The sequence below is a fragment of the Lysobacter sp. A378 genome (genome assembly GCF_054052125.1).
Map to the genome: position 1 here is coordinate 178317 of NZ_JBSVRK010000002.1, position 26144 is coordinate 204460.

The 26144-nt window shown below is 64.5% G+C and carries 20 protein-coding genes; 10 read left to right on the forward strand and 10 right to left on the reverse strand.

The genetic code is table 11. The features are described from left to right. Positions 1-7: 7 nt before the first annotated feature. Positions 8-643 (reverse strand): exopolysaccharide biosynthesis protein, encoded by a 636-nt coding sequence (locus ACW7G1_RS06785; RefSeq protein ID WP_456979008.1) that lies wholly within the window; start codon positions 641-643, stop codon positions 8-10. Next, positions 627-1964 (reverse strand): hemolysin family protein, encoded by a 1338-nt coding sequence (locus ACW7G1_RS06790; protein WP_456979009.1) that lies wholly within the window; start codon positions 1962-1964, stop codon positions 627-629. The genes ACW7G1_RS06785 and ACW7G1_RS06790 overlap by 17 nt, the downstream gene beginning before the upstream one ends. A gap of 303 nt (positions 1965-2267) precedes the next feature. On the opposite strand from ACW7G1_RS06790, the gene ACW7G1_RS06795 reads away from it, so the two are divergent. Further along, entirely contained in the window at positions 2268-2894 is a 627-nt protein-coding gene (locus ACW7G1_RS06795; protein WP_456979010.1) for a DUF47 domain-containing protein, read from the forward strand. A gap of 10 nt (positions 2895-2904) precedes the next feature. Then, entirely contained in the window at positions 2905-4032 is a 1128-nt protein-coding gene (locus ACW7G1_RS06800) for an anion permease (RefSeq protein ID WP_456979011.1), read from the forward strand. On the opposite strand, the gene ACW7G1_RS06805 is transcribed toward ACW7G1_RS06800, so the two are convergent. Further along, positions 4029-4439 carry a hypothetical protein gene (locus tag ACW7G1_RS06805; protein WP_456979012.1) on the reverse strand — a complete coding sequence of 137 codons (411 nt, stop codon included), beginning with the start codon at positions 4437-4439 and terminating at the stop codon, positions 4029-4031. The two genes, ACW7G1_RS06800 and ACW7G1_RS06805, sit on opposite strands and share 4 nt — an antisense overlap. A gap of 35 nt (positions 4440-4474) precedes the next feature. On the opposite strand from ACW7G1_RS06805, the gene ACW7G1_RS06810 reads away from it, so the two are divergent. Next, the gene (locus tag ACW7G1_RS06810) at positions 4475-4810 is read left to right on the forward strand and encodes an MGMT family protein (RefSeq protein WP_456979013.1); all 336 of its coding nucleotides are present in this window, start codon (positions 4475-4477) and stop codon (positions 4808-4810) included. A gap of 113 nt (positions 4811-4923) precedes the next feature. Next, complete coding sequence (locus tag ACW7G1_RS06815) at positions 4924-5580, forward strand: rhomboid family intramembrane serine protease (protein WP_456979014.1); 657 nt, start codon at positions 4924-4926, stop codon at positions 5578-5580. Between the two features lie 113 nt (positions 5581-5693). Here the strand turns inward: ACW7G1_RS06815 and ACW7G1_RS06820 are convergent, their stop codons facing one another. Next, positions 5694-7685, reverse strand: a complete 1992-nt coding sequence (locus tag ACW7G1_RS06820; protein ID WP_456979015.1) for a M13 family metallopeptidase — start codon at positions 7683-7685, stop codon at positions 5694-5696. Positions 7686-7839: 154 nt separating this feature from the next. Further along, positions 7840-9951, reverse strand: coding sequence for a M13 family metallopeptidase (locus ACW7G1_RS06825; protein ID WP_456979016.1), 2112 nt, complete (start codon positions 9949-9951; stop codon positions 7840-7842). 187 nt (positions 9952-10138) lie between these two features. Between ACW7G1_RS06825 and ACW7G1_RS06830 the strand changes: the two genes are divergently transcribed. The 6 genes from ACW7G1_RS06830 to ACW7G1_RS06855 all read left to right on the forward strand — a co-directional run bounded on the left by ACW7G1_RS06830 (position 10139) and on the right by ACW7G1_RS06855 (position 19501). After that, positions 10139-11053: an ABC transporter ATP-binding protein gene (locus ACW7G1_RS06830; RefSeq protein ID WP_456979017.1), complete on the forward strand. Its 915-nt coding sequence runs from the start codon at positions 10139-10141 to the stop codon at positions 11051-11053. A gap of 13 nt (positions 11054-11066) precedes the next feature. Continuing rightward, the gene (locus ACW7G1_RS06835; RefSeq protein WP_456979018.1) at positions 11067-14699 is read left to right on the forward strand and encodes an ABC transporter permease/M1 family aminopeptidase; all 3633 of its coding nucleotides are present in this window, start codon (positions 11067-11069) and stop codon (positions 14697-14699) included. A gap of 296 nt (positions 14700-14995) precedes the next feature. After that, on the forward strand, positions 14996-16354 hold the full coding sequence (locus ACW7G1_RS06840; protein WP_456979019.1) for a DEAD/DEAH box helicase: 1359 nt from the start codon (positions 14996-14998) through the stop codon (positions 16352-16354). 236 nt (positions 16355-16590) lie between these two features. Beyond that, complete coding sequence (locus tag ACW7G1_RS06845) at positions 16591-17709, forward strand: GNAT family N-acetyltransferase (protein ID WP_456979020.1); 1119 nt, start codon at positions 16591-16593, stop codon at positions 17707-17709. Continuing rightward, positions 17706-18806: a hypothetical protein gene (locus ACW7G1_RS06850; protein WP_456979021.1), complete on the forward strand. Its 1101-nt coding sequence runs from the start codon at positions 17706-17708 to the stop codon at positions 18804-18806. Before ACW7G1_RS06845 ends, ACW7G1_RS06850 begins: the two co-directional genes overlap by 4 nt. 2 nt (positions 18807-18808) lie before the next feature. After that, complete coding sequence (locus ACW7G1_RS06855; RefSeq protein WP_456979022.1) at positions 18809-19501, forward strand: hypothetical protein; 693 nt, start codon at positions 18809-18811, stop codon at positions 19499-19501. Between the two features lie 65 nt (positions 19502-19566). On the opposite strand, the gene ACW7G1_RS06860 is transcribed toward ACW7G1_RS06855, so the two are convergent. The 5 genes from ACW7G1_RS06860 to xseA all read right to left on the reverse strand — a co-directional run bounded on the left by ACW7G1_RS06860 (position 19567) and on the right by xseA (position 26075). Continuing rightward, positions 19567-21387, reverse strand: coding sequence for a DUF885 domain-containing protein (locus ACW7G1_RS06860; protein WP_456979023.1), 1821 nt, complete (start codon positions 21385-21387; stop codon positions 19567-19569). A gap of 92 nt (positions 21388-21479) precedes the next feature. Then, on the reverse strand, positions 21480-22184 hold the full coding sequence (locus ACW7G1_RS06865; protein WP_456979024.1) for a DUF502 domain-containing protein: 705 nt from the start codon (positions 22182-22184) through the stop codon (positions 21480-21482). A 13-nt stretch (positions 22185-22197) separates the two neighbouring features. Then, the gene (locus ACW7G1_RS06870; RefSeq protein WP_456979025.1) at positions 22198-24186 is read right to left on the reverse strand and encodes a bifunctional serine/threonine-protein kinase/formylglycine-generating enzyme family protein; all 1989 of its coding nucleotides are present in this window, start codon (positions 24184-24186) and stop codon (positions 22198-22200) included. Between the two features lie 63 nt (positions 24187-24249). After that, positions 24250-24723 (reverse strand): DUF4442 domain-containing protein, encoded by a 474-nt coding sequence (locus ACW7G1_RS06875; protein ID WP_456979026.1) that lies wholly within the window; start codon positions 24721-24723, stop codon positions 24250-24252. Continuing rightward, a complete protein-coding gene (xseA, locus tag ACW7G1_RS06880) occupies positions 24720-26075 on the reverse strand; it encodes an exodeoxyribonuclease VII large subunit (RefSeq protein ID WP_456979027.1) in 1356 nt (451 codons plus the stop codon). Before xseA ends, ACW7G1_RS06875 begins: the two co-directional genes overlap by 4 nt. Positions 26076-26144 lie beyond the last annotated feature (69 nt).

Consider the following 26144-nt stretch of genomic DNA (forward strand, 5'->3'; position numbering starts at 1 on the left):
ACCTCTGCTAGAACAGCAGGTCGATCCACGGAGTGATGAGCGCGGCGATCTGGCCCGACAGCAATCCAAACACCGTAACGGCCGCTGCACCGGCCAACCACGCAACCGCCATGAGGCGGCCATCGCGCTCAAGCAATGCCAGCGCGAACAACAGCAGCAAGACGCCAAACAGATAGTTTGTCAGCGGTATCGGCAAGGCCAGCAGCAGTCCCAGCGCGACCAGCAGCAAGCCGGTGAACGCGTTGGCCAGGCGATGATCAAGCAAGGCGGGCGAGCGTGGTCGTACCACGCGTTCCAACCGGGCCAGCCAGGGTGACAACCGGTCACGAAAACGCGCCAGGGTTTGTCGGCGCGGGCCGCGGCAGGCGACGAACCGGGGTAGCCACGGGGTTCGCAAGCCGAGCAGCAACTGCGCTCCGACCAGGATGACCAGCGGTCCGCTGATCGCGCCTGCCACCCCTGGAACAGGGATGAACGCGGGCAGGATGGCAACGAACAACAGCATGCCGAAGGACCGCTTGCCAAGGCCGGCGAACACCTCTCCCAGCTTGACCACCTGTTCCTGCTCGCCGTGGGCAAAGGCGTCCAGCAGCGCACGCGTCCCCGCTTCGCGGATGGCCTGTTGCCTATCCACTGGTCTCATCGTTGTCCGGATCCTGCTCGGGTTCGGGGAACAGCAGCAGCTTGTCGATGCGCGGGCCATCCAGGTCGACCACCTCGATCCGCCAGCCGGGCCAGGCGAACTGCTCGCCGACATTGGGAATGCGGCCGAAGTGGGTGATCACCATGCCTGCGGCGGTATGGAAGTCGTGCTCCTCGTCGCCTGGCACGGAGCCGGAGACCAGCTCGTGCAGGTCCTCGACGTGGAGGCTGCCATCAATCAGGTACGAGCCGTCGGCGCGCTCCACCACCGGGCTGGCCTGGTCGGCCTGGTGTTCGGTCGTCGTCCCCATGCCCGCCTGGACGCGGCCAATGACCGCTCCCATCACGTCGTTGACCGTCACCAGGCCGGTTACGTCGCCGTACTCATCCACCACCAGCGCCAGTGATTGCTGCTCCTCGCGGAAGATCTCCAGCAGCTTCATCGCGTGGGTCGATTCGGATACGAACAATGCCTCGCGCATGTTGCCAAACAGGTCGATCGCCACCCCGGGCGCCAGTGCGCGCAACAGCGACTTGGCTTCGACCACGCCGATCACGTCCTGATCGGTACCGCGCAACACCGGGAAGCGCGAGACGGGCGCATTGCGCATCGTCTCCAGGTTGACCTCCAGCGGGGCACCGGCATCCAGCCAGGTGATGCGGGTGCGGGGAGTCATCAGGCTGTCGGCAGTGCGATCGCCCAAGCCGAGCACACGGTGCATCATCTTGCGCTCGTCGGCATCGATCACGCCTTGCTCGTGGCTCTCGCTGACCAGCAGGCGGATCTCCTCCTCGCTGATGTTCGTGGCCTGGCTACGGTCCAGCCGCAGCAGCCTGAGCAGGCCGCGGGTGCTGACCATCAGCAGCCAAACCGCCGGAGTCGCGATCCGTGAAACCCAGTGCATCGGCAGTGCAATGAAGCTGGCCAGCTTCTCCGGTGCCAGCAGCGCCAGGCGCTTGGGCAGCAGCTCGCCCAGCACGATGCTCAGGTAGGTGATCAGGCCGACCGCAAGCACCACGCCAACCGGTCGGGCGTAACTGCCCAGGGCCGGGATCTTCTCGCCCAGCCAGCTGCCGATCGCGTTGCCGATGGCGTCGCCACCGAACATGCCGGTCAGGATGGCGATCAGGGTAATACCCACCTGCACGGTGGAAAGGAAGCGGTCGGGGTGCTCGGCCAGGTCAAGTGCCTTGCGGGCGTTGGGACTGGAGCGACCCATCTGGCGCAGCTTGGGCCGGCGTGAGGTGACTACCGACATTTCCGACAGGGCAAAGAAGGCGTTGAACGCGATCAGGACCAGGACAATCAGGAACTCCAGCATTGCGACCTCTCCGGGTTGGCGGTGAAGGGGGCGCACACGTGTCGCCGCAATGGCGGCGTAATGACTGTTGGCGGAGGTTTGGAGTCGTCGTCCATGGAGAAATGATGTCGGATAAGCGCGCCGATGCGGCGCTCGCGAATTTTAGCAGGTGGTGCCCGTGGGCCCGTTGAGAGTCCCCGACTGGGCGTGAAGGTCACGAAACCGTCATAATTCCGCCGTCGCCTCCACCGCTGTCCGGTTGCGGCACTCCTGCCCGCACATTCCGGCGACCCATTGCCGCCAGCACGACGAGGTCCCTCCCTGATGTTCTCCCTGCAAACCATGTTCGGCCAAGGCAATCAGTTCTATACGCTGCTGGAGGCTTCTGCGGTTGCCGCACACGACAGTACCAAGGCGTTGCACGAGATGCTCAGGAGCGCAGACGCCGAGCCGGCGCTGGATGCGTTCAAGCTCGCCCGCCAGCGCGAGCGCGATGCTTCGGGGCAGATCAGCCAGGAGCTGGTCGACAGCTTCATCACCCCGATCGAGCGCGAAGATATCGAGGCGTTGAGCTCCGCACTGCACAAGATCAACAAGCAGGCCGAGAAGTTTGCCGACCGTTACTCACTGGCCGTGCAGCACCTGGGACACATCGACTTCGCGCCGCGCGCGGCGATGCTGGAGCAGGCGGCCGGAGTGGTGGTCAAGATGGTCAAGCAGCTGCGCAAGATCAAGCTGGCGCCGATGAAACAACTCAACGACGAGCTGCGCTCGATCGAGAACGAGGCGGACCGGTTGATGCTTGAGCTGTACCGGGATATCTACTCGGGGGACCTGGAGCCGTTGCAAATGTTCCTGCTCAAGGAGTTCTTCGAGATCCTCGAAAAGGCCATCGACCGTTGCCGCGAGGCCGGGGTGGTGGCGTACGACATCGTGCTGAAGAACTCCTGAGGCTCCCGGGATGTTGACCCTGGTCCTGATAGTCGTGTTCGTGGCGCTGGTGTTCGAGTACATCAATGGTTTCCACGACACCGCCAACTCGATTGCCACGGTAGTCGCCACCAAGGTGCTGTCGCCGGCGCAGGCGGTCGCGATGGCGGCCAGTACCAACCTGCTGGGGGCATTGCTGGGCACCGCGGTGGCCAAGACGATTGCGTCTGGCCTGATCGATGCGTCCGTGGTCGATGTCAGTTCCCAGCTGATCCTGTGCGCGTTGCTGGGCGGCATCGTGTGGAACCTGATCACCTGGTGGCTCGGCCTGCCGTCCTCGTCCTCGCATGCCCTGATTGGTGGGCTGATGGGTGCGGCACTGGCGGCGGCCGCGAACAATTTCGACGCGATCATCTTTTCGGTCCCGGTGGAACCCTGGTACCGCAGCGCCGGCGTGATGTGGAAGGTGATCGTGCCGATGGTGACCTCGCCGGTGGCGGGATTCGTCGGCGGCTTCCTGCTGATGGGGGTGTTGTTCGCGATCATCTCGGCCATGGCGCGGGCCGGTGGGCTGGTGGCGCGACTGGCGCGGACCCGTTGGGTCAACGCGTTCTTCGGCAAGGCGCAGATCGGCAGCGCGGCCTACATGGGGTTCGCGCACGGCATGAACGACGCCCAGAAGACCATGGGCATCATCGCCCTGGCATTGGTCGCCGCGCAGTCCGATGGCACCCTGGATGACCTGCCGGGCTTCCTGGCGTTCCTGCACCCTTCGGAGGATGCGTTGGTCAATGGCGACATCGACCTGTGGATCAAGTTCACCTGCGCCGCGGTGATGGCGGCCGGTACCGCTGCCGGTGGCTGGCGCATCATCAAGACCCTGGGCCACAAACTGGTGAAGTTGCATCCGATCCATGGCTTTGCCGCCGAGGCCAGTGCGGCGACGGTCATCACCATTGCGTCTTCGCTGGGGATCCCGGTGTCCACCACCCACAACATCTCTGCGTCGATCATGGGCGTGGGTACCGCCAAACGCCTGAATGCCATCAAGTGGACGATGGTGGAGCGGATGATCTGGGCATGGATCCTGACCATCCCCGCGGCCGGCGGTATCGCGTACCTGTCGTTCCGGGTGTTGGCCGCCGCCGGCTGGGCCTAGAGCAGGTCGCGCTCACCGGACAGGGAGCGTTCCATGCGGTCGCCGAGTCCGCCGATCTCCAGTACCAGTCGGTGGACTTCGGCGCCATCGAGTCCGTCGAACGGGCGGTTTTCGCACAGTTGCAGGTAGCGTTCTCCGCCCATGTCGCCGATGGCCAGGTAGCCGACCCGGCTTTGCCAGTTGAATACCAGGGCGCGGTGGGCATCCAGGCCCGCAATCGGCGCCACCGAGCTGCTTACGCGCAGGTAGGGACGCCCATCGTCGTCGTCCAGTTCCGACAGGAAGATCGATTGGTGGCGGCTGCCGTTGTCCAGTGACAGCTCGATGCAGGCCACGCCTTCGTGCGGCAAGCTGATCTGGAAGCCGGCGGCAACCAGGTGCTGCTGGATCGCTTGGAGGTTGTGCATGGGCGACTCCGGGTCGGGACCACTATGCTACCGCGATGCAAGATGATGCTCCCACCCGAATCCTGGCCGTCATCCGGGCAATACCGCGCGGTTCGGTGGCCGGCTACGGCGAGGTGGCGCGTCGCGCCGGGCTCCCCGGGCGTGCGCGCATGGTGGCCCGCCTGTTGAGCCACAACGACGACCCCGACCTGCCCTGGCACCGGGTCCTGCGCTCGGACGGGCGTATCGCTTTCCCTGCCGACTCACCCCAGCTTGCCGAGCAGGTTCAGCGCTTGCGGGCCGAGGGGGTGGTGGTGGAGGCAGGGCGGGTGCGCGGTCTGCGTGCCGCCGCGACGCTGGATGAGCAGATCTGGGGCGGGCAGGGAGACTGAGGGATATGCCAGCGGGGTTGTCAGTCGACCACGTGAACACCATGTCCTCGACTGGCTTCCCAACCGGAAACCGCGCCCAGCAGCTACCATTGAACGACCTTTGAGGAGATGCGATGTTTTCCAACTTGCCGCCCGTCACCAAGGCGCTGTTGATTGCCAACGGACTGGTTTTCGTCCTGCAGATGGTGCTGGGTGACGCTGCACTGGCGTCGTTCATGCTCTGGCCAATCAGCAGCGGAGACAGCGCCTACATGGTCAACGAGTTCCTGCCATGGCAGTTGCTCACCTACGGCTTCATGCATGGCAGCTTTACCCACCTGCTGTTCAACATGATCGCGTTGCTGATGTTTGGTGCGCCGCTGGAACACACCTGGGGCGAGCGTCGGTTCCTGACCTACTTCCTGGGCTGCGTGGCGGGCGCGGCGGTATGCCAGCTGATCGTCGGGGCCTGGACGATGTCACACGGTGGCGCCGCCTATCCGACCATCGGCGCCTCGGGCGGCGTGTTCGGCCTGCTGCTGGCCTACGGAATGCTGTTTCCGCACCAGCGGGTGATGTTGCTGATCCCGCCGATCCCGATGAAGGCGCGCACGCTGGTGATTGTCTATGGCGCCATCGAGCTGATGCTGGGCTTCAGCGGTTACCAGCCCGGCGTGGCCCATTTTGCCCATCTGGGCGGGATGCTGTTTGGCTGGCTGCTGATCCGGTATTGGCGGGGCCAGCCACCGTTTGGCCGTCGTGGGCCACCGCGGCCACGCGTCGTACGCTGATGCGAGCAGATAGCTGAACAGGAAAAGTGAACCAGGAACAGTGGAACAAGAACGGTAAAATAAAAACGGCGCGGTTTCATCCGCGCCGTTTTCCTGCCTGACCCAGTCCTGGCTCAGTCGTGTTGCGGCCAGAGTACGACCCGGTCATCGGCTTTGTATTGCATGGACGTCTTGGCCTTGCAACCGTAGACCTCGCCAAACTCGCCCAGGTTCATCAACGGGCCATTGGTCCGCCACACGCCGGGGGCGTGCACGTCGCTGACGGCGCTGCGGGCGGCCATCTCCGGAGTCATATGCTTCGGCCACAGGGCTGCCCAACCTTCGAAGAAGGCTTTCCCGGATGCCTTGTCGGCATCGGGTGTCGCAGCGGTGTAAGCCGTCCACGCCAACTCGACTCCGGCCTGGTCGGCAACGCTCTCGTTGCGGACCGCTGCCGGATTGACCTTGGTCGCTTCCAGCACCGGATAGTCGAAGGCTCCGTACTGCGCGGCCAGCTGGTTTGCCGTGGCATCCCAGGCCGCAAGTTCCTGCGGGCCCCACCAATCGCGCAGCTCCCCGGCGGCGTCCACGAAGCGACCGCGCGAATCGAAGCCATGGCTGAGCTCGTGACCGACCAGTGCGCCAAAACTGCCGTACTGGGCGGAGGTCTGTGCGATCGGGTTCATTATCGGGGATTGCAGCACCGCCGCGGTGATTATCAAGCGGTTGTGGGCCAGGTCGTAGGCCAGTGCAGGTTGCTGTGGCAACACGTTCCAGCGGCGGCCGGCATTGTCCTCGCCGATCCGTCGCATTTCCTCGCGGTGACGCCAGGTGGAGGCGATCAGCATGTTGCCGCCGAAGCTGCCCCGACCCATCGGTTGTACGGTGTAGTCGAGATCCCGCGCCGGGGTGCCGATCTCGATCTTCAGCGCGGCCAGCTTGGCAGCCGCTTCTGTCCGGGCTTCCGGCCCCAGGCGTGAGTCGCCCTGCAGGGCGACGCCAAGCGCGTCGCGGACGTGGCCGGCGATTTCGAGTGCCCGCGCCTTGACCTCCGGGGTCAGGTACCTTTCGGCGTACTCGTGCCCCAGCATTGGGCCGGCGGCGAGGTTGATGGCATCCAGTACCTGTTGCTGGCGTGGCGGCGGTGCCTTGGTGCCGGCCAACAGGTGACCGTGAAAATCAAAGTGCGCGTCACGCCAGACTTTGGACAGGTACGGTGCCATGGCATCGCCCACTTGCCAGCGCAGATAGGCACGCCATTGTTCGGGCTTGAGCTCATCGACCAATGTGTCGATACCGGTCAGCAGCTCCGGGTTGGCAACCGATACCGTGGGCGAGGTGACGCCCTGGACTTCGAGAAACTGATCCAGGTGCAGGTTCGGGTACTGCGCAGCGAGTCCTTCGGTGGCAACCGGCGCGTAGTTGGTGCGTGGATCCTCCAGCTTGGACAAGGGCAGCGAGAGCCGGGCGATGCGGGTCTCCAGGTCAATCACCAGTTGCGCCTGATCGGCCAGGTCCTTCTCCTTCACGCCGGTCAGGGCGAGGATCTTCTGCACGTAGGTGTCGTACTGGGCCAGCAACGCCTGGGTCGCGGCATCGGTGCGGGTGTAATAGGCCGGATCGGGGAGACCCAGTCCGCCTTGGCTGAAGTAGCCGATATGGCTTTGCAGGTTGCGCAGGTCGATGTCGGCGCCGAAGTTGAATGCTACCGGGATGCCTACCTGATGCAGGGCCGCGATGGTCGGGGCGACGTGCTGGGAGCGTTTTACCGCGATGATCTTGTCCAGCAGGGGCGCCAATGGCTGGGCGCCGTCGCGCTCGACCTGGGCTTCACTGATGCCGCTGGCCCAGAAATCACCCAGCAGCTTCTGCACATCGCCTTCGGGTGACTGCATGGCGGCATTGAGCAAACTGATCTGTTGCTGGCGCGCGCGCTCCCCCAGTTGCCCCAGCGCGGAGACGGAGTCCGAACCGGCGGGCAGGGGGTTGGCGGTGAGCCATCCGCTGTTGGAAAAAGCATGAAAATCGCTGCACGCGGTGGCAGTATCCTGCGCGACGGCACCCGGCGAAGCGAAGCCTGCAGTCAAGGCCAGGGCGAGGGCACAACAGAGCGGTCGAAGGGTCATTGCGGATTCCGTCCAGATGATCGCGCCAGTCTAACAACGGATGGGCCTTGACCACTGAACGCGGGTGGCAAAAAGCAGAAGCCCGGAACGAATCCGGGCTTCTGCTTCGCTCGCTGGTCATTGCATTGTCAGGCCTGACCAGGGCCCGGCACGATTACCAGATGACGACTTTTTTGTCGTCGCCGCGAACCATCGGCTGGCCGGGCGTGCACTCAAACGCCGCGGCGAATTGCGGCATGTTGGACGGCGCACCAATGGCGCGGAAGTTCGCCGGTGCGTGCGGATCGGTGGTCAGGCGTACCTTGAGCTCGTCGTCGGTGAAGTTGCGACGCCACACGGTGGCCCAGTTGGCGAAGAACCGCTGGTCGCGGGTCATGCCATCGGTCATCGGGTCCGGGGTGCCTTCGGTTGCCTGCTTCATCGCGTCGTAAGCCACCGCCAGCCCGCCCAGGTCGGCGATGTTCTCGCCCAGGGTGAGCTTGCCGTTGACGTGCTTGCCCGGCATCGCTTCATAGGCGTCGAACTGCGCGATCAGCTTGTCGGTACGGCTGCTGAAGCCCTTGGAGTCCGCTTCGGTCCACCAGTTCTCGAAGTTGCCGGTCGGCCCGAAACGGCTGCCCTGGTCGTCGTAGCCGTGGATCATCTCGTGGCCGATCACCGCGCCGATGCCGCCGTAGTTGACCGCGTCGCCGGCTTCGGGATCGAAGAACGGTGGCTGCAGGATTGCCGCCGGGAATACGATCTCGTTGGCCAGCGGGTTGTAATAGGCGTTGACGGTCTGCGGGCTCATGCCCCATTCGGTCTTGTCGACGGGCTGGCCGATCTTGGACAGGTTCCACTGGTAGTTGAACTGGTTGGCCGCCATCACGTTGCCGATGTAGCTGTCGCGGTCGGTCTCCAGCCCGGTCCAGTCGCGCCACTTGTCCGGGTAGCCGATCTTCGGCGTGAAACTGCCCCATTTCTCCATGGCCTTGGCCTTGGTCTCATCGCTCATCCAGTCCAGGCCTTCCAGGTGAACCTTCAGCGCGTCGCTCAGGTTCTTGACCAGGGTTTCCATGCGCGCCTTGGACTCGGGGGAGAAGGCGACCTTGACGTACATCTGGCCCAGGGCTTCGCCCACTTCGCCCTCGATCGTGTTCAGCACCCGCTTGCTGCGGTCCTTGATCTCCTTCTGGCCGCGCATTGCCTTGTTGTAGAAGTTGAAGTTCTCCTGCACGAACGCGTCGCTCAGGAACGGCGAGGCACCGTCGACGGTGTGGAAGCGCAGGTAGGACTGCCACTGCTCGACCGGTACGTCGGCCAGCATCTGGCTGACTTGCTCGTGGAAGGCCGGGATGGCCAGCGAGAACATCTCCGGGGCGGCGACACCCTGGGACTCGAAGAATTTCGTCCACTGGAAGTTCGGGGTCAGCTTGTCGGCTTCGGCCAGGCTGACCGGGTTGTAGAACAACGAGACATCACGCGACATCTCTTCGCTGGACTTGGAAGCCTTGGCCAGCCGGGTCTCGAAGGCGATCACGTCGCTTGCCTGTTTCGCCGCCTGTGCCACTTCCACGCCGGACAATTCCAATACCTTGGCGATGTGCTCCTGGTAGGCAGCCAGCTTGTCGGCCTTGTCGGGATCCAGGTAGTACGACTTGTCCGGCAGGCCGAGTCCGCCCTGGGCGGCGTAGGCGATATTCATGTCGGAGTTCTTGAAGTCGGCCTCGGCACCAAACGAGAACAGGAAATTCTCACCTTCCGCTGCGCTGCTGCGCAGGTAATCGGTGACCGCCTGCTGGCTGTCGAGTGCGGCGATTGCGTCGATCCTGTCCTGGATCGGAGCAATACCCTGGGCGTTGATTTGCTCGGCGTCCATGCCGGTCGCCCAGAAGTCGCCGACGATGTTCTGCACGCCGGTGGCATCGTCATTGGCAGCGGCCTGTTTGGCCAGCTGGTGCTGGACTGCGGTGGAGCGCTCGTCGAGCATCTCGAACGCGCCCCAGCTGGTGCGGTCGCCCGGAATATCGTTGGCTGCCAACCAGGTGCCGTTGATGTAGCCACCAAAGTCGGTGCAGGCATCCTTGGACTTGTCCAGGTCGGAGATCTGGAACCGGTTGACCGGTGGCAGCGCGCTCTCGTCGATGGTCAGTGAGTTGGCGTCAGCGGCAGCGGCAGGCTTGGCGCTGGCGTCGTCAGCGGTGGCGGCGTCCTGGTTGGAACAGGCGGCCACGGCAGTGGCGATGGCGAGGGACAGCAACAGGATTTGTGGTTTGTTCAAGCTCACGTATGACTCCGGCCGGTGGCATTGAGGAATGACAGCCCCGAAGAGTACTTCTTTCAAGTACGGGACCGGTCGACATTAGACCTCCTGCAGGACTGACGGGTGTGTCGAAGGTCATTGCCGGAAAGTCATGGCAATGGGGGCTGGAGTGGTGTTATGGTTCGCTACATCACCATATCGGGGGGCGTTCATGCTCAGTATCCGTGAACTCAGCAAGACCTACGCCAACGGCGTGCACGCACTTGATGACGTCAGTCTCGACATTCCGCGGGGGATGTTCGGGTTGCTGGGTCCCAATGGCGCGGGCAAGTCTTCGTTGATGCGAACCTTGGCGACCTTGCAGGAGGCCGACAGTGGCTCCGTCACGCTCGACGGTGCCGATGGCAAGCCGATCGACGTGCTACGCGACAAGGACGCGGTGCGCCGTCAACTCGGTTACCTGCCGCAGGACTTCGGTGTTTATCCGAAGGTCAGTGCGCAGGATCTGCTGGAGCACTTTGCGGTGCTCAAGGGTCTGACCGCGCGCAAGCAGCGTCGCGAGGTGGTCGATGGCCTGCTGCAACAGGTCAATCTGTGGGACGCGCGCAAGCGAAATCTGGGCACCTACTCGGGCGGTATGCGCCAGCGTTTCGGCATCGCCCAGGCGCTGCTCGGCAGCCCGCGGTTGGTGATCGTCGATGAGCCCACCGCCGGTCTGGATCCGGAGGAGCGAAACCGCTTCCTCAACCTGCTGGCGGAGATCGGCGAGAACGTCGCGGTGATCCTGTCCACCCACATCGTCGAGGACGTGACCGACTTGTGCCCGACGATGGCGATCATGAACAAGGGCCAGGTGTTGCTGACCGGCCAGCCGAACGCGGCGATCGAGGCGCTGCGCAACCAGGTGTGGCGCAAGCAGGTGACCAAGGCGGCATTGGCCGAGTACGAAAGAAGCCACACGGTGCTGTCGACCCGGCTGGTGGCGGGTCATCCGGTGATCCACGTGTTTGCCAGTGACAGCCCGGAAGGAGGTTTCGAGCAGGTCGCGCCGGATCTTGAGGACGTCTACTTCCAGCGCCTGCGCCAGCAGGCTCGGCAGACGGCATCCCGCGCCGAAGCGGCTTGAGCGGGGTCACGACATGATTCTTGAATTCTTCCGCTTCGAGCTGAAGCAGCAGTTGCGCGCGCCGTTGCTGTGGCTGATGGCGTTGATGTTCGGCCTGTTCGCGTTCGGCGCGGCCAGCAGCGATGCGATCCAGATCGGCAGCGCGGTCGGCAACATCAACCGCAACGCGCCGACCGTGATCATCACCTTTCTGGGCGTGTTCACCGTGCTCGGCCTGCTGGTGATCGTCAGTTTCATCAGTGGCGCGCTGCTGCGTGATTTCGAGCTGGGCACCGCCGACCTGTTCTTCTCCAGCCCGATGCGCAAGCGCGATTTCCTGATCGGCCGGTTCGCCGCTGCGGTGGCGGCGTGCTGCGTGGTCTACCTGATGGTCGCGCTGGGACTGATGATCGGCCCGCTGATGCCGTGGGTCGATCCCGAGCGTCTGGGCGCGTTCTCGCTGGCGCCGTATGTGTGGGGTTTCGGCGTGCTGGTGTTGCCGAACCTGCTGTTCACCGGCGCGTTGCTGGCGCTGCTGGCGGTGACCACGCGCAGCCTGCTGGCGGTGTACCTGGGCGTGATCGGTTTCTTTGTGCTGTATGTGATGTCGGGCCGGCTCACGGCCGATCTGGACAACGTCTGGCTGGCCACGCTGCTCGATCCGTTCGGTATCACGGCGTTCCGCCGCATCGTCCGCTACTGGTCGGCGGCGGAGAACAATACCCAGTTGCCGGTCGTGACCGGTTACCTGCTTGCCAACCGCGCGCTGTGGGTGGCGATTGCTCTGGGGCTGGTGGTGGCGACGTTTGCGCTGTTCAAGCCGCAGCGGACGGGTACTGGCAAGGGCTGGTTTGCGGGCTGGTTTACCCGTCGTGCCCGTCGTGCCCGTCGTGCCGCTACCGCGCCGGCCGCTGCGGTCACCGCGCGCCCCAGCTCGATGATCGCGCCGCGCGTGGTACCTGCCACCGGAGCATCGGTGGCGTGGCGGCAGTTCCTGCGCCAGTGGCGGTTCGACAGCGTCGGCGTGTTCAAGAGCGTGCCGTTCCTGATCATGCTGGTGCTGGCGGTGGCGAACTTCAGCGGCAGTGCCAGCGTCGTCCAGAGCATGTTCGGCACCAAGGTCTACCCGGTCACCTCGCTGATGCTGCAGGCCTTGCAGGGCAGCTTCACGTTCATGCTGCTGATCATCGTGATGTTCTACGCCGGCGAGCTGGTGTGGAAGGAGCGGGGGGCGAAGATCGACGAGGTGACCGACGCGTTGCCGGTGCCCAACTGGGTGCCGCTGGCGGCGAAGATGGCGGCGCTGGTGCTGGTGGTACTGGCGTTCCAGGCCGTCGGTGCGTTGGCCGCGATGGCGATGCAACTGGGCAAGGGATTCACCGCGCTGGAGCCAGCGCTGTATCTCAAGGCGTCGTTGCTGGATTCGATTCCATTCGTGCTGATCGCCGGTCTCGCACTGGTGTTGCAGGTGCTGAGCAACAACAAGTTCATCGGTTACGGCCTGCTGATCGCCTGGCTGGTGGCGCAGGGCACGCTGGGCTACCTCGACTTCGATCACAACCTCTACAACTACGGTAGCGCGCCGGAGGCGCCGTATTCGGACATGAACGGCTACGGCCATTTCCTGCCCGCGCGGCTGTGGTTCCACGCGTACTGGGGCGTGTGCCTGCTGGTGTTGTTGCTGGTCGCGGCAGCGTTCTGGGTGCGTGGGGTATCACCAAGCCGGCGCGAGCGCTTCAAGCTGGCGCGCCAACGGTTGATGGGCGGTCATGGCGTTGCGGTGGCGGCGAGCCTGGTGGTGTTCGCGCTGCTGGGTGGTTTCATCTTCTGGAACACCAACGTGCGCAACGAGTACGTCGCCGGTGATGCCGTCAAGGATCGCCAGCAGCGTTACGAGGAGCAGTACCGCCAGTACCGGGATCTGCCGCAACCGCGCATCAGCGCCGTCAGCACGCAGGTGGATCTGCGCCCGGAAGACCAGCGCGTGCGCATCCGCGGCAGTTACACCATCAGCAATCCGCACGCGGCGGCCATCAACGACATCCATATTCAGCTGTATCCGTATACGCAGCTGCATGCGCTGGCGTTCGGCGAAGCGGAACTGGTCAGCAACGATGAGCCGGTCAATTACCGCATCTACCGTCTGGCCGAGCCGATGCAGCCAGGCGAGCAGCGCGAGTTGAGCTTCGATGTCGAGTTCGGACAGGAGGGTTTCGGCAACGACACCGCCTCCACCGCGGTGGTCGAGAACGGCTCCTTCATCAACTCGCAGATGTTGCCGAGCTTCGGCTACAACGAAGGTTTCCAGATCGCCGACCGCAACGAGCGGCGCAAGCGCGGGATGGGCGACGTGCCGCGCATGGCCAAGCTGGAAGACGAGGCTGCGCGGGCCAACACCTACATCAGTGACGACGGGGACTGGATCGCCTTCAAGACCACGGTGTGCACGGCGCCGGATCAGGTCGCGCTCGCTCCGGGCGTGCTGCAGAAGGAGTACCTGCTCGATGGCCGGCGTTGCTTCGATTACGCCATGCAGCGGCCGATGCTGGACTTCCATGCAACCCTGTCGGCGCGATGGGAGGTCAGGAAGGGCGTTTACAAGGCCGGCACGCCCGGTGAGATCCCGATCGAGGTCTATTACGACCCCAAGCATCCGTACAACGTCGACCGCATGGTCGAGTCGGTACAGAAGTCGCTCGCTTACTTCGAGGCGAATTTCAGTCCCTACCAACATGAGCAGGTACGGATCATCGAGTTCCCCGGCTACAGCAGCTTCGCCCAGAGTTTCGCCGGAACGATCCCGTACTCCGAGTCGATCGGCTTCATCGCCGACCTGCGCGACGAGGACGCGATCGACTACGTGTTCTACGTCACCGCCCACGAGATCGCGCATCAATGGTGGGCGCACCAGGTGATCGGCGCGAACGTGCAGGGCGCCACCATGCTCAGCGAATCGCTGGCGCAATACTCCGCGCTGATGGTGATGGAGCATGAGTACGGTCGCGACAGGATGCGTCGCTTCCTCAAGTACGAATTGGACCGTTACCTGTCCAGCCGCGGTGGCGAGATGATCGAGGAGCTGCCGTTGTACCGGGTCGAAAATCAGCAGTACATCCATTACCGCAAGGGCTCGCTGGTGTTCTACCGGTTGCGCGACGAGATCGGCGAGGACGCGCTCAACCGCGCGCTGTCGCGCTTCATCGCCGACAAGGCCTACCAGCACGCACCGTTCACCACCTCGGCCGAGTTGCTGAGCTACATCCGCGCCGAGGCCGCGCCGGAGCACCAGCAGTTGATCACCGACCTGTTCGAGAAGATCAGCTTCTATGACAACCGGGTAGATGCTGCAACCGCGGTCAAGCGCGACGACGGCAAGTACGAAGTCACCCTGAATCTGCATGCGGCCAAGCTGTACGCAGATGGCGAGGGCAGGGAGACCGCGGCGAAGCTCGACGACTGGATCGAGGTCGGGGTATTCGCTCGCGGGCCCTCGGGCGAGGAGGCCGATGAGCAGGTGTTGTACCTCGAGCGGCAGCACATCGTCGATGGATCGCCGGCGCTGACCGTGGTGGTCGACCAGTTGCCGTACGAGGCCGGTTTCGACCCCTACAACAAGCTGATCGACCGGGTGTCGTCGGACAACCGCAAGCGGGTGTCGGTGAAGTAACCCGGCGCAAAAATGAACGGGCAGTTTCGGGTGCTGGCGCAGGCGGAGATTTTCACGTAGGATTCGCCTGTTCAGCGCACGGCTGCCTTACGTTTCCCAGGTTGCCTGTCGTATCTGGTGCGAGTTCCCTGCATGCGGGGACCGCCCAATACGACGTTATCCCGCACGTCTTTCGTCGCGCCGACACGGTCCGGAGCATCCGGCACCGTCACATTGAATACTCGCAGCGCGGTTTCAGGGAACGCTCCGGGTCTTGCCGCATTCCATGCGGTTTTTTATCTACTCGGAGTTACAACATGTCTTTTGAATCCCTCGGCCTTGCGCCTGCTTTGCTGCGCGCGCTTGCCGAACAGGGCTATACCAGCCCGACCCCGATCCAGGTCCAGGCCATCCCGCTGATCATGGATGGCCACGACCTGCTGGGTGGCGCCCAGACCGGCACCGGCAAGACCGCCGCGTTTGGCTTGCCGCTGCTCAACCGGCTGGCCAAGCAGACCGCGCCGAACGGTTCGCGCAAGCCGCGCGCGCTGATCCTGGTGCCGACCCGCGAGTTGGCGGTGCAGGTCAACGACAGCCTGCGCAGCTATGCCAAACACCTGCGCCTGAACTTCTGCACGATCTTCGGCGGCGCCGGCATGGGCCCGCAGGTCGAAAATCTGCGTCGCGGCATCGACGTGGTGGTGGCCACGCCGGGCCGGCTGATCGACCACATCGAGCGCGGCACCGTCAAGCTCGACGAGATCGAAGTGCTGGTGCTCGACGAGGCCGACCGCATGCTCGACATGGGCTTCCTGCCCGCGATCAAGCGCATCCTCGGCCGCGTGCCGGCGCAGCGGCAGACGCTGTTGTTCTCGGCCACCTTCGAGAGCCAGCTGAAGCAGCTTGCGTTGCAGTTCATGCGCGATCCCAAGCAGGTCCAGGTCGCCACCAACAACGCGATCGCCAACACCATCACCCACCGCGCGCACCCGGTGGACAGCGGCCGCAAGCGCGACCTGCTGATCGAGATCATCGCCAAGCGTCCGGGCGACCAGGTGCTGGTGTTCGGTCGTACCAAGCACGGTTGCAACCGGCTTGCCGAACAGTTGGAAGCCGCCGGCCTGAAGTCGGTCGCCATCCACGGCAACAAGAGCCAGTCACAGCGCCAGAAGGCGTTGCGTGACTTCAAGTCGAACCGTGCCCGGGTAATGGTCGCCACCGATGTCGCCGCACGTGGTCTGGACATTCCTGATTTGCCGCTGGTGATCAACTTCGACCTGCCGATGGTCGCTGAGGACTACGTGCACCGGATCGGCCGTACCGGCCGCAATGGTTCCACCGGTGAGGCGCTGTCGCTGGTCTCGCACGACGAAGGCGGCCTGCTTCGCCAGATCCAGCATGTGCTGAAGAAGGATGTCGAGATGGTGGTGGTGCCGGGCTACGAGCCCAGCCGTCCGATCCGTCTGGACGTGGCGATCCCGAACCCGCGCAACAATGCCGGTGCGGGCCGTCCGCCGCGCAACAACGCTCCACGCAACAATGCCCCGCGTGGCGGTGCTCGTTCGCATGGCCAGCCGGCTCCGCGTCATGCCCATGCCGGCGGCCCGCGACAGCGCACGGCACCGGCCGGTGGTCGTGGCGGACGCGGTTCGTTCCGGGACGGCTCCAGCGCCTGAAGCACTGGCGGCTGAGTACGGGTAGCCACCCGGCGGGCAGCGGCGCTACGGCGTAACGCTTGCCTGAAACGATCCAGCAAACGACCCGGATGACCTCCGGGTCGTTTGCGTTGTGGCGCGACAAAAAATTGCGCACCGGTGTCCACCTCATGGCGCGTTTTGCGTTATTCCCACCGAGAGCGGTTCCTGTGACCGCGAACCCGGGGAGAACCAGCGTGTCCGTGACCAGTGCAACCATGAACGAACTACCTGCTCCATGGGCGCAACTGACGCAGGTGGACTGCGTTGATGACGCACTGGCGGGGGAGATCGATCAACTTGCGGCCGAGGCGGCCGAACCCAACCCCTTCTACGAAAGCTGGTGCTTGCGCCCCGCGCTGATGTTTTTGTCGACGGAGGCATTGCAACTGCTGACCGTGCGTGATGCCGCAGGTGAGCTTATCGGGTTGCTGCCGCTGGCCCATCACGCGCATTTCAAGCGCATGCCTGAGCCCACCTTGCGCTCATGGACGCATGACTATGCCTTCCTGTCTGCGCCGCTGCTGCACCGCGACCATGTGCAGGCGGCGGTCGATGCCATGCTCGACTGGCTGGCCGCACGCGACGCTCCCGCCGGTGTTATCGAGCTGGTCAACATCCGCATGGATGGCGCCGTCGCGGCGGCCCTGGATGCGGGGATCGCGCGGCGCGGACGACTGCTGTCGCGGTGTACCCGCTGGACCCGTGCGATGTATCACCTGAACGTGCCGGACGACCCGCAACACATGTCCGCCAAACAGCGCAGCACGCTCCGGCGCAAGGAGCGACGATTGGGGGATGAGGGCGAGGTCGGCTACCGAGTGATGTCGAGGGACGACGACCTTGCGACATGGATCGAGCAGTTCCTGCGGGTCGAAGCCAGTGGCTGGAAAGGCCGCGCGGGCACCGCCATGGGTGCCAGTGATCCAGGCCGCACCTTCCTGCTGGCCGCCTGCCAGGCCGCCCACGCCCGCGGCCAGTTGCACATGCTGGCGTTGGACCTGGATGGCAAGCCCATCGCGATGAAGTGCAACTTCCTGAGCGGTGCCCATGCCTTCACCTTCAAGATTGCCTACGACGAAGCCTATGCGCGGTACTCGCCCGGCATCCTGATCGAGCTGTACCAGATGCATCACATCCGCGAGCGCTACCCCCAGCTGGCTGCCGTCGACTCCTGCACGGTGGCGGACAACACCATGTTTCCGAACCTGTGGGCCGGTGAATGCGTGCTGGGCGATTACGCCATCCTGCGCAACACCCTGGCCAACCGGATGCTGTTGCGTTACGGCAAACGGTTGCAGCGGCTGCTGACCCGCCGCGCCGAATCATCTCCATGAGCACGACGGGCGGCGCGGTTACCACCGTGGCCGACACCAAGGTGGTGGAGGTCATGCGCTACAGCACGCATCCGGGTGACGCGGTGCGTGACCGCGACGCGATCATTGCCCTCTGGCAGGGTGATTTCGGACCGCCGGCGATTGCGCCCGACAAGTACGACCACTTCTACCGCGACAATCCGGACGGCCCGGCCATCATCCAGTTGTTGCGTCATGATCCCGATGGCGAGTTGGTCGGTGTCATCAGCGCCGGTCCGCGGCCGGTGATCTGGCAAGGCAAGGCCATTCGCGCCGGGGTCGTCGCGTACTTTGCGGTGGCTGCCGGCCACCGCACCCTGGGCCCGGCGTTGCTGCTGCAGCAGTCGTTGCTGGAAGCCGCACGAGGGCGGTTCGACCTGTTGTACGGGCTGCCACGGCCGAGCGCGGTTGGCGTCAGCCGCCGGGCAGGCTTCAGCGTACTGGGCACGTTGAGCCGACACGCCAAGGTGCTGCGCTACGGGGATTACCTGCAACGCAGGCTGCCGGTGGCCATAGCGCGTCCGGTCGGTGCGCTGGTGGATTCGGCGGTGCGGCTGCGGGACCTGCTGGCCGGCGGCGTCGTGTCGGACCTGCATTGGCGCTGGTCGGAGCACAGCGACCCGCGCATGGACACGCTGTGGCATGGCTCGACCCACACCTGCGCATTGACCAGCGTGCGCGACCACGCATTGTTGCGCTGGCGGTTTGACATGCCGCCGGCGGGCCGCGCGCGCTACCTGCTGGTGTCGGACGACGACGATCAACTGGTGGCATGGTTTGCCTGCGATGCCCATGCCGCGCTTGATCAACCGCTGGAAGTGCTGGATTACTGGGCTGCTGATGCAATGACAGGGATCCACCCCAAGCTGATCCGGGTCCTGGTCGCCGCAGCGCGGGCGCAGCGACGCAGCGCCATCCACCTGTTGCTTACGGCCGACGAGCAGGCCATGGCCGGTTGGCGCGCGGCGGGCTTCGTCGCCCGCAGCGGACAACCGCTCATTGGCATGTGGCTCAACCCGGATATCTCCCCGCAGGCAATGCCCGTCCTGCATATGACCTGGTTGGAGCAGGACAGCTGACGATGGTGACTTTTATCCGCAAGCTGGTCCGGCAGGTCCGCATCGACGGCGTGTTCGGCGTGGTCGGCAAGGTGCCGGTCTGGCTGCGTGGCCAGGCCGAGCTGCGGCTGGATCGAAGGCTTGGCATCGCAACCGTGGGCCAGGTCGAAGTTGCCGAGTCCGTGGCCTGCGATCCTGGCCACGAGCACTCGGCCAACGCGGTGTTCTATGCGCCGTTGGCGTTCGGCAAGTTCCGGCGTCTGGTCAGTGCCGCACAACCATTCGATCCGACCGCTTGCACATTCATCGACTACGGCGCCGGCAAGGGTCGCGCACTGGTGCTGGCCGCCGATCTTGGCTTTCGCCGCGTGGTTGGGGTCGAACTGTTTGAATCGCTGTACGCCGAGGCCATGTGCAATATCGCCGCCTTCGCGGCCCGGGATGCGAAGGCGAGGGCGATCGAGTTGTTCTGCATGGATGCCGTCGCCTTTCGCCCACCGGCAGGTGACCTGTTCTGCTATTTCTACAACCCGTTCGACGAGGTGGTGATGCGCCAGGTACTGGCCAACATCCAGGCCGCCCATGAGGCAGAACCGCGACGCATCCTCATCGCCTACTCGAATCCGCTCCACGCCGATGTATTCGATGGGGCCGGCTTCCTGCGCCTGCATCACAACAGCACCGGCCTGCGCATCTATGTCAACCGCGCCACCTGACAGCAGCCGGCGGTGAGACAACTTCCGGCTGTGCGGTCAGGTGCGCGATGCGGTCAGCGCGGCGGTTATTCCACGCTGTCAATCCAGCGGTTGAGCTTGTCCTCCAGTACGTCCAGTGGCACCGAGCCGTCCTTCAATACCTGTGCGTGGAATTCGCGCACGTCGAACTTCTCCCCCAGCGCCGCTTCCGCCTTGTCGCGCAGTTCCTGGATCTTCAGGGCACCGATCTTGTAGGCGAGTGCCTGGCCCGGGATCGCCATGTAACGTTCGGCTTCCGCCGTGGCCTGGGTCTCGCTTTCCGCCGAGTTCTCCAGCATGTAGTCGATCACCTGCTGGCGGGTCCAGCCCTTGCTGTGCAGGCCGGTATCGACGACCAGCCGGATCGCGCGCCACAGTTCATTTTGCAGATAGCCGAAGTAGCTGTACGGATCCTCGTAGACGCCCAGGTCCTTGCCCAGCGACTCGGCATACAGGCCCCAGCCCTCGATGAACGCGGTCTGGCCGCCGAAGCGGCGGAAGTCGGGCAGGTCGGTCAGCTCCTGCTGCAGCGCGAGCTGGAAATGGTGGCCAGGGATCGCCTCATGCAGGTACAGGTCTTCCGCATCCCAGGTCTTGCGGGTCGGCAGGTCATAGGTGTTGACGTAGAAGATGCCGGGACGGCTGCCGTCCTCGCTCGGGGTCATGTACGAGCCGCCGGCCGCGGACTTGGCCCGGAACGCTTCGACCGGTCGAATCTCGAAACCGGCCTTGGGGATCAGCGAGAACTGCTCCGGGATCTTCTGGTTGATCTTGTCTTCGAGGCCACGGTAGTAGGTCAGCAGCGCTTCCTCGCTGTCGAAGCTGAACTGCGGATCGGTCTTCATGAACTCGAAGAACTCCTGCAGCGTGCCCTTGAAGCCGACTTCCTTCATCACCTTGTGGATCTCGCCGTGGATGCGGGCCACTTCGTCCAGGCCAATCTGGTGGATCTGGCTCGGGCTCAGGTCGGTGGTGGTGGACTTGTGGGCGTTGAACGCATACCACGCCTCGCCATTGGGCAACGTGGCCATGCCTACGGTGTCGCGGGCGTGCGACATGTAATCGTTGGCGATGTACTCGCGCAGCTCGCGATATGCCGGCATCAGCTCGGTGTCGATCATTTCGCGGTATTCCGCCGCGATACGCTCCTTGTCGGCGTCCGCGAATGATTCGGGCATCGATTCGATCGGCTTCCAGAACAGGGTTTCTTCGGGCTTTTCCTTGATCAACGCGTCGAGCTGGTCAACCACGTTGTCCATCAGCACCTTGGGCTGCACCACGCCGGCCTCGACGCCGAGCTTCATGTTGGCGATGGCCTGGTCGAACAGTACCGGCACCTGTGCGGCGCGCTTGCGCCAGGCGGCGTAGTCGTCAACGGTCTTGAACGGTTGCGCGCTGGTGCCCGAGCCAAGCTGCACCGCCATGCTGGCGAGGTTGTAGAACTGGTTGATCGGTTGCATCCAGCCGGGGAATTGTTCGCTGGCCAGTTCGTCCTCGGCATCCTCGACGAAGATCTCATAGCTGAGCAGCGCCTGGTCTTCCAGCCCGTCCGAACCGATCGCCTCGACCTTGTCCAGCCAGCGCTGGGTGAACTCGTGCGACTTCTGCCGGTACTGCTCGGACAGGTAGTTCGGCATCTGATCGTTGTAGCGCGGGTCGCCCTGGAAAGTCGCCGCCAATGGGTTGAGCTTGAGGTACTCCTCCCAGTATTGGGCGTACATCTCCTTGAGTTGGGCGGCCTTGTCGGTTGCGGCCTGTTCGGTGGCGGGCTCGGCCTGGGCCGCATCGTTGGCGGGGGTGGGGCTGCAGCCGGCCATTGCGGCGACCAGGGCAACGGCGAGCAGGGAGCGGGTGACGTTGGACTTCATCGCATTCTCCGATTGGATGGGCCGGCAAGCACAATCGTCGAGCCTCATCGCTCACGGCGCGCATGGCATGGCCCAAAAGTCACCCGCGATCGCTACGTGGTCTTCCCGCCATCAGTCCGCGCAGGTGGCGAGAACGGGATCGAGTCAGGCGACACCGCGCCGCCGGAGATGATGAAGCTCATCGCCTGGTCGACGGTCCAGTCGGTCGGGGTGATCTTCTCGACCGGGACGATCTCCAGGTAGCCCGAGGTCGGGTTCGGCGTGGTTGGCACGTACACGGCGGCCAGTTCGCGGCCGGTGCCCTGCTCCTTGAGCACCCGGGTGACAAAGCCGATCGACTTCATCTGGTCGTGTGGGAAGTCGATCAGCACCACCCGTTGGGTGCCGTCGGGCTTGGTCTGCAGGATATCCAGCAGTTGCCGCGCGCTGCCATAGATGGTGCTGGCGAACGGGATGCGCCCGATTACGGCTTCGAACCAGCGCAGCAACCGTTGGCCGATTACCCGATGGGCCATGATCCCCGACAGCAGGATCACCAGCAAGGTTGCGACCAGCGCGATCACCGTCTGCACCCAGGGCTGCGCCAGCCAACCGGCGAAGTGCGGGAAGTCGCTGGCAAGCCGGGTCAGCATCGGCCCGGTGATCGGCCGGCTGGTGTCCGATAGCAATACGAACACGAACTTGCCGACGACCCACGTCAGCCACAGCGGCAACAAGGTCAGCAGTCCAGTGAGGAACAGTCGCTTCAGGGTAGGGGGAGTGCGCATGGCGCGATTGTAAATGGGGCGGCGCGGCATCGGTGGACGGATGCTACAGCTCCCTTACCAGCCGGAACCCGACATCGTCATAGCCACGGTCGGTATTCAGCGCCCGACTCGCAGCCTGGCTGCGCCATGACGCGCCGCCAGCCTCGCGCTGCTTGCAGCTGCTACCGCAGTCAAGCAGCCACAACGACAAGGGCTTGCCGCTGATCTCCGGTGCCAGCTGATCGGCCTCGGCAGTCGATGGCAAACGATAGGTATGCCCGGATTGGCGGCTATACCACTCGGCATAGGCCTGTGCATCGGGGAACGATACGCAGGCAACCGGGTTTTCTTCGTCCTGGTCGAACCCGGGATCTCGCCAGTCACGTGGTGCGAGCACGCGCAACAGCGATACGCGCTCGCGACAGCGCGCGGCCGGACGGTCGGTGAGCGTGGCGAAGCGGGAGTAATCATCGACGCTGACCGGCTTGCGACTGACCGCTACGCCGGCCGTTGCCACCACCGCGCCCGAAGGGTCACCCGGCAATCGCTGCCCAGACCTTGGGATCGACAAGGCCAGGCGTTGCAGTTTGGCCGCGGCGTCGTCCGGCAATCCAAGCGGTCCTGCCAGGGCGGCAACAGCGGTCGCCAACGTACTGTCAAAATGGGTGGCGGCCCGCTCGACCCGGTGCTGCAGGACCTGCTGGATGTCCGATTGCAGTTGCGAGCGAGCAGGCGACACGGGGGTTCCGGTATCGTCGGCCAGCTGCTGCACACGGGCTGCGTATTCCTTCGCGCGGGTGTCCTTGCCGTTGCGCAGGTTCAGTAGCAATTCGGCGCCCAGTGCGGTGGTGAGCTCGTCAGCCACCGCCTGCACTTGCCGGTTGTCGGGTTCGGCCTGCCACGCCTTCACCACGCTGGCATAGGCGTTGTTGCCCTCTGGTGCAGTGAGATTGCGCTGCACGATCTGCCTGCGCGCATTGTCCAATGCCGCTTGCACGGGCGCCTCGGGCAGGGGGCGCAACATCGATGGGATTGGATCGGTTTGGACGGTGTTTTCGATCATCGGCGCGCCAGCGCGGAAGAACCCATTGACGCCGTCGTTGCGGGTCAACAGGGCGCTGCCGACAATGGCCACGAACACCAGGGCGGTAACAGCCAACGCCCAACGTGGCATGTCCGCCAGCTGGCCGGTGATGCGCTCCCGGAACACGGCGAGTCGCGGCCAACCCTGGCGCTGCTCTACCCGGGCCAGCATGTCCGCCATCTGGCCGACATCTTCGAATCGCTCACTGGGCTGTTTGGCCAGCGCACGGTTCATGAAACGTTGCCAATGACGCAGGTGCGCCGGCAATTTCGGGATCGGGTCCTGCGCATGCATGACGGCCATCGACAAGGCGTCAGCGGCTTCGAACGGCAAGTGGCCGGTAAGCATTTCCCAGGCCAGCACACCCATGCTGTAGAGGTCGGCGCGACCGTCGACTTCCTCGCCGCGTGCCTGTTCGGGTGCCATGTAGGCCGTGCTGCCAACCGCCAGGCCGATAGCCGTCACCCGCGGGCCGAAGCCGCGTCGCAACGCAATCCCGAAATCGGCCAGCAACGGTTGCTCGCCGTCGTCAAACAGCACGTTCTCGGCTTTGACATCACGATGCACCACGCCGCGGCCATGCGCGTACGCCAAGGCAGACAGCACCGTGCGCAAGGTCGCGATTATGCGAGGTTCGTCGGGCTCGCCATTGTCGAGCAGGAAGCGGCGTTGGCCGAGGTGGCCACGCGACAGGTACGGCATCGTGTAATACGGCAGGCCATCGGCGGTGCGCCCCAGTTCGTGGATGCGTACCACGTGGGGATGCTCCAGCCTGGCAATGGTGCGGACCTCGTTCTCGAAGCGACGCCGACTGACTTCATCCGACAACGCCTGCGGCGCCATCACCTTGATCGCGACCTCGCGTGACGGGGCAATCTGTTCGGCCAGGTACACCGTGGACATGCCGCCATGATTGATGATGCGCAGCAGCCGATAGCCCCGAACTTCGGGCAGCGGTTGCGTGCTCATTTCATTGTCTGGCGGATGCGGCATCGCGCGGCCCCCCTGTCTCGCGAGCGACGAGCATAGCGCTCATGGGTCCGGTTCGATATCCCCAAAGGTACGACGTTTTCGGCGCACGTACAGTTGTTTGCGTACCAGGGCGACGATATCGCCCTGCGCGTCGGTGATCCCGGTCTCGAACCAGCGCAAGGCCTTGTCGCCGTCGGCGGTCGCTTCGCGCAGTTCGTCCAGAACCGTCGCCTCCAGGTCGAAGCGCGCATGTACCGTGCCCCGGCCCGGCTTCATGAAGTCGATCGTGCCGGCCTTGTCCCAGACGATGTAGTCGCGCCCCAGCGATTGCATCACCAACAGCATCCAGAATGGATCGGTCATTGCGAACAGGCTGCCGCCGAAATGGGTGCCAACGTAATTGCGGTTCCACGGGCGCATGCGCAGCTCGACATGGGCATGGTGGTAATGGGCGCCAATGGCAGTGACGTGGATGCCGCTGAACAGGAATGGCGGCCACAGGTTGAGCCCGTGGCGGAGCAGGTTGGGGTTCATTTACCGGGCGCCTGGTGCGGCTTTTCGACCCGGACCTGCAGCCGGCCATCCGAGAGCCGGATTTCCAGATGGTCGTCGGGTTCGGCATCGAACACGCTGCGAACCAGGCGGCCGTCAGGGTGCTCGACGATGGCGTAGCCGCGGCTGACGGTGGCCAGTGGACTGATCGCCTCCAGCGAGCGTGCAAGCCCACGCAGTGCCAGGGCATCGTGGCTCAGTCGCCGGGCGATAGCCGCCTGCGGACGCTGCGACACCGCCGCCAGCCGCTCGCGCAAACGATCGATACGCCGCTTCGGATGGGATATCCGCAGTACCGCGTCGGCGTGGCGCAGGCGGGACTGATCCTGCTCAAGCCGTTGTCGCCATGCGGCGGCGAGCCGGCGCAGGGCATCGAGCTGGCGTCGGCGCAAGCCATCCAGCCGCGCTTGCGGGCGCTGTGCGTTCAGTCGCAGTCCGGCGCGGTCCACCCGCTGCATCGCCTGGCGCAGATGTTGTGCCTGCAGGTTGGCATGGCGTGCATCCAGCGCGCGCAGGCGGCGGTTGAGGTCATCCCGGTTGGGTACCAGCAATTCCGCCGCGACCGATGGCGTGGGTGCCCGCATGTCGGCGGCAAAGTCGGCCAGGCTGAAGTCGGTCTCGTGGCCGACCGCCGACACCACCGGCACCTCGCAGGCGGCGATCGCCCGCGCCAGCTGTTCGTCGTTGAACGCCCACAGGTCTTCCATCGAACCACCGCCACGGGCCAGCACCAGCACGTCGTAACGGCCGGAGGCGGCGGCGCGCTGCAGCATCCGGGTGATCTGCGCCGCGGCGGTCGCACCTTGTACCGGTACCGGCAAGACCTCGGCCTGGACCAGGGGGAAACGGCGTGCCAATACGCTCAGGACATCGCGCACCGCCGCGCCGGTGGGCGAGGTGATCACGCCGATACGCGATGCAAACGCCGGCAATGGCCGTTTGCGCGCGTCGTCGAACAGGCCCTCGGCCTGCAGCCGCGCCTTCAACTCGTCGAATGCCCGGCGCAGCGCGCCTTCGCCGGCTTCTTCCATGTGGTCGAGTACCATCTGGTACTCGCCGCGCGCCTCGTACAAGGTCAGCCGGCCCCGCGCGAGTACGCGCATGCCTTCGCGCGGGATGAACTTCAGCCAGCTGCTCTTGGGCTTGAACATCGCGCAACGCACCTGCGCCCGCGCATCCTTGAGAGTCAGGTACAGGTGTCCGGAAGACGGACGCGCCACGTTGCCCAGCTCCGCCTCGATCCACACCAGCGGGAATGCCCCTTCCAGCAGGTCGCGCGCCAGGGTGTTGAGCTGGCTCGGGGTCAGGACGTGGTTGGGATCGTCGAGGGTCATGGCAACAGGGCAGGGTGGCTGGACAAGGTAACCCAGCGGTCGGGAGTGGTCACGCGGATCACGGGCAAA

Excerpts from the sequence above, each read along its gene's own strand:
- ACW7G1_RS06785 (WP_456979008.1), bottom strand. The coding sequence starts at position 643 with ATGAGACCAGTGGATAGGCAACAGGCCATCCGCGAAGCGGGGACGCGT.
- ACW7G1_RS06790 (WP_456979009.1), bottom strand. The coding sequence starts at position 1,964 with ATGCTGGAGTTCCTGATTGTCCTGGTCCTGATCGCGTTCAACGCCTTC.
- ACW7G1_RS06795 (WP_456979010.1), top strand. The coding sequence starts at position 2,268 with ATGTTCTCCCTGCAAACCATGTTCGGCCAAGGCAATCAGTTCTATACG.
- ACW7G1_RS06800 (WP_456979011.1), top strand. The coding sequence starts at position 2,905 with ATGTTGACCCTGGTCCTGATAGTCGTGTTCGTGGCGCTGGTGTTCGAG.
- ACW7G1_RS06805 (WP_456979012.1), bottom strand. The coding sequence starts at position 4,439 with ATGCACAACCTCCAAGCGATCCAGCAGCACCTGGTTGCCGCCGGCTTC.
- ACW7G1_RS06810 (WP_456979013.1), top strand. The coding sequence starts at position 4,475 with ATGCAAGATGATGCTCCCACCCGAATCCTGGCCGTCATCCGGGCAATA.
- ACW7G1_RS06815 (WP_456979014.1), top strand. The coding sequence starts at position 4,924 with ATGTTTTCCAACTTGCCGCCCGTCACCAAGGCGCTGTTGATTGCCAAC.
- ACW7G1_RS06820 (WP_456979015.1), bottom strand. The coding sequence starts at position 7,685 with ATGACCCTTCGACCGCTCTGTTGTGCCCTCGCCCTGGCCTTGACTGCA.
- ACW7G1_RS06830 (WP_456979017.1), top strand. The coding sequence starts at position 10,139 with ATGCTCAGTATCCGTGAACTCAGCAAGACCTACGCCAACGGCGTGCAC.
- ACW7G1_RS06835 (WP_456979018.1), top strand. The coding sequence starts at position 11,067 with ATGATTCTTGAATTCTTCCGCTTCGAGCTGAAGCAGCAGTTGCGCGCG.
- ACW7G1_RS06840 (WP_456979019.1), top strand. The coding sequence starts at position 14,996 with ATGTCTTTTGAATCCCTCGGCCTTGCGCCTGCTTTGCTGCGCGCGCTT.
- ACW7G1_RS06845 (WP_456979020.1), top strand. The coding sequence starts at position 16,591 with ATGAACGAACTACCTGCTCCATGGGCGCAACTGACGCAGGTGGACTGC.
- ACW7G1_RS06850 (WP_456979021.1), top strand. The coding sequence starts at position 17,706 with ATGAGCACGACGGGCGGCGCGGTTACCACCGTGGCCGACACCAAGGTG.
- ACW7G1_RS06855 (WP_456979022.1), top strand. The coding sequence starts at position 18,809 with ATGGTGACTTTTATCCGCAAGCTGGTCCGGCAGGTCCGCATCGACGGC.
- ACW7G1_RS06860 (WP_456979023.1), bottom strand. The coding sequence starts at position 21,387 with ATGAAGTCCAACGTCACCCGCTCCCTGCTCGCCGTTGCCCTGGTCGCC.
- ACW7G1_RS06865 (WP_456979024.1), bottom strand. The coding sequence starts at position 22,184 with ATGCCGCGCCGCCCCATTTACAATCGCGCCATGCGCACTCCCCCTACC.
- ACW7G1_RS06870 (WP_456979025.1), bottom strand. The coding sequence starts at position 24,186 with ATGAGCACGCAACCGCTGCCCGAAGTTCGGGGCTATCGGCTGCTGCGC.
- ACW7G1_RS06875 (WP_456979026.1), bottom strand. The coding sequence starts at position 24,723 with ATGAACCCCAACCTGCTCCGCCACGGGCTCAACCTGTGGCCGCCATTC.
- xseA (WP_456979027.1), bottom strand. The coding sequence starts at position 26,075 with ATGACCCTCGACGATCCCAACCACGTCCTGACCCCGAGCCAGCTCAAC.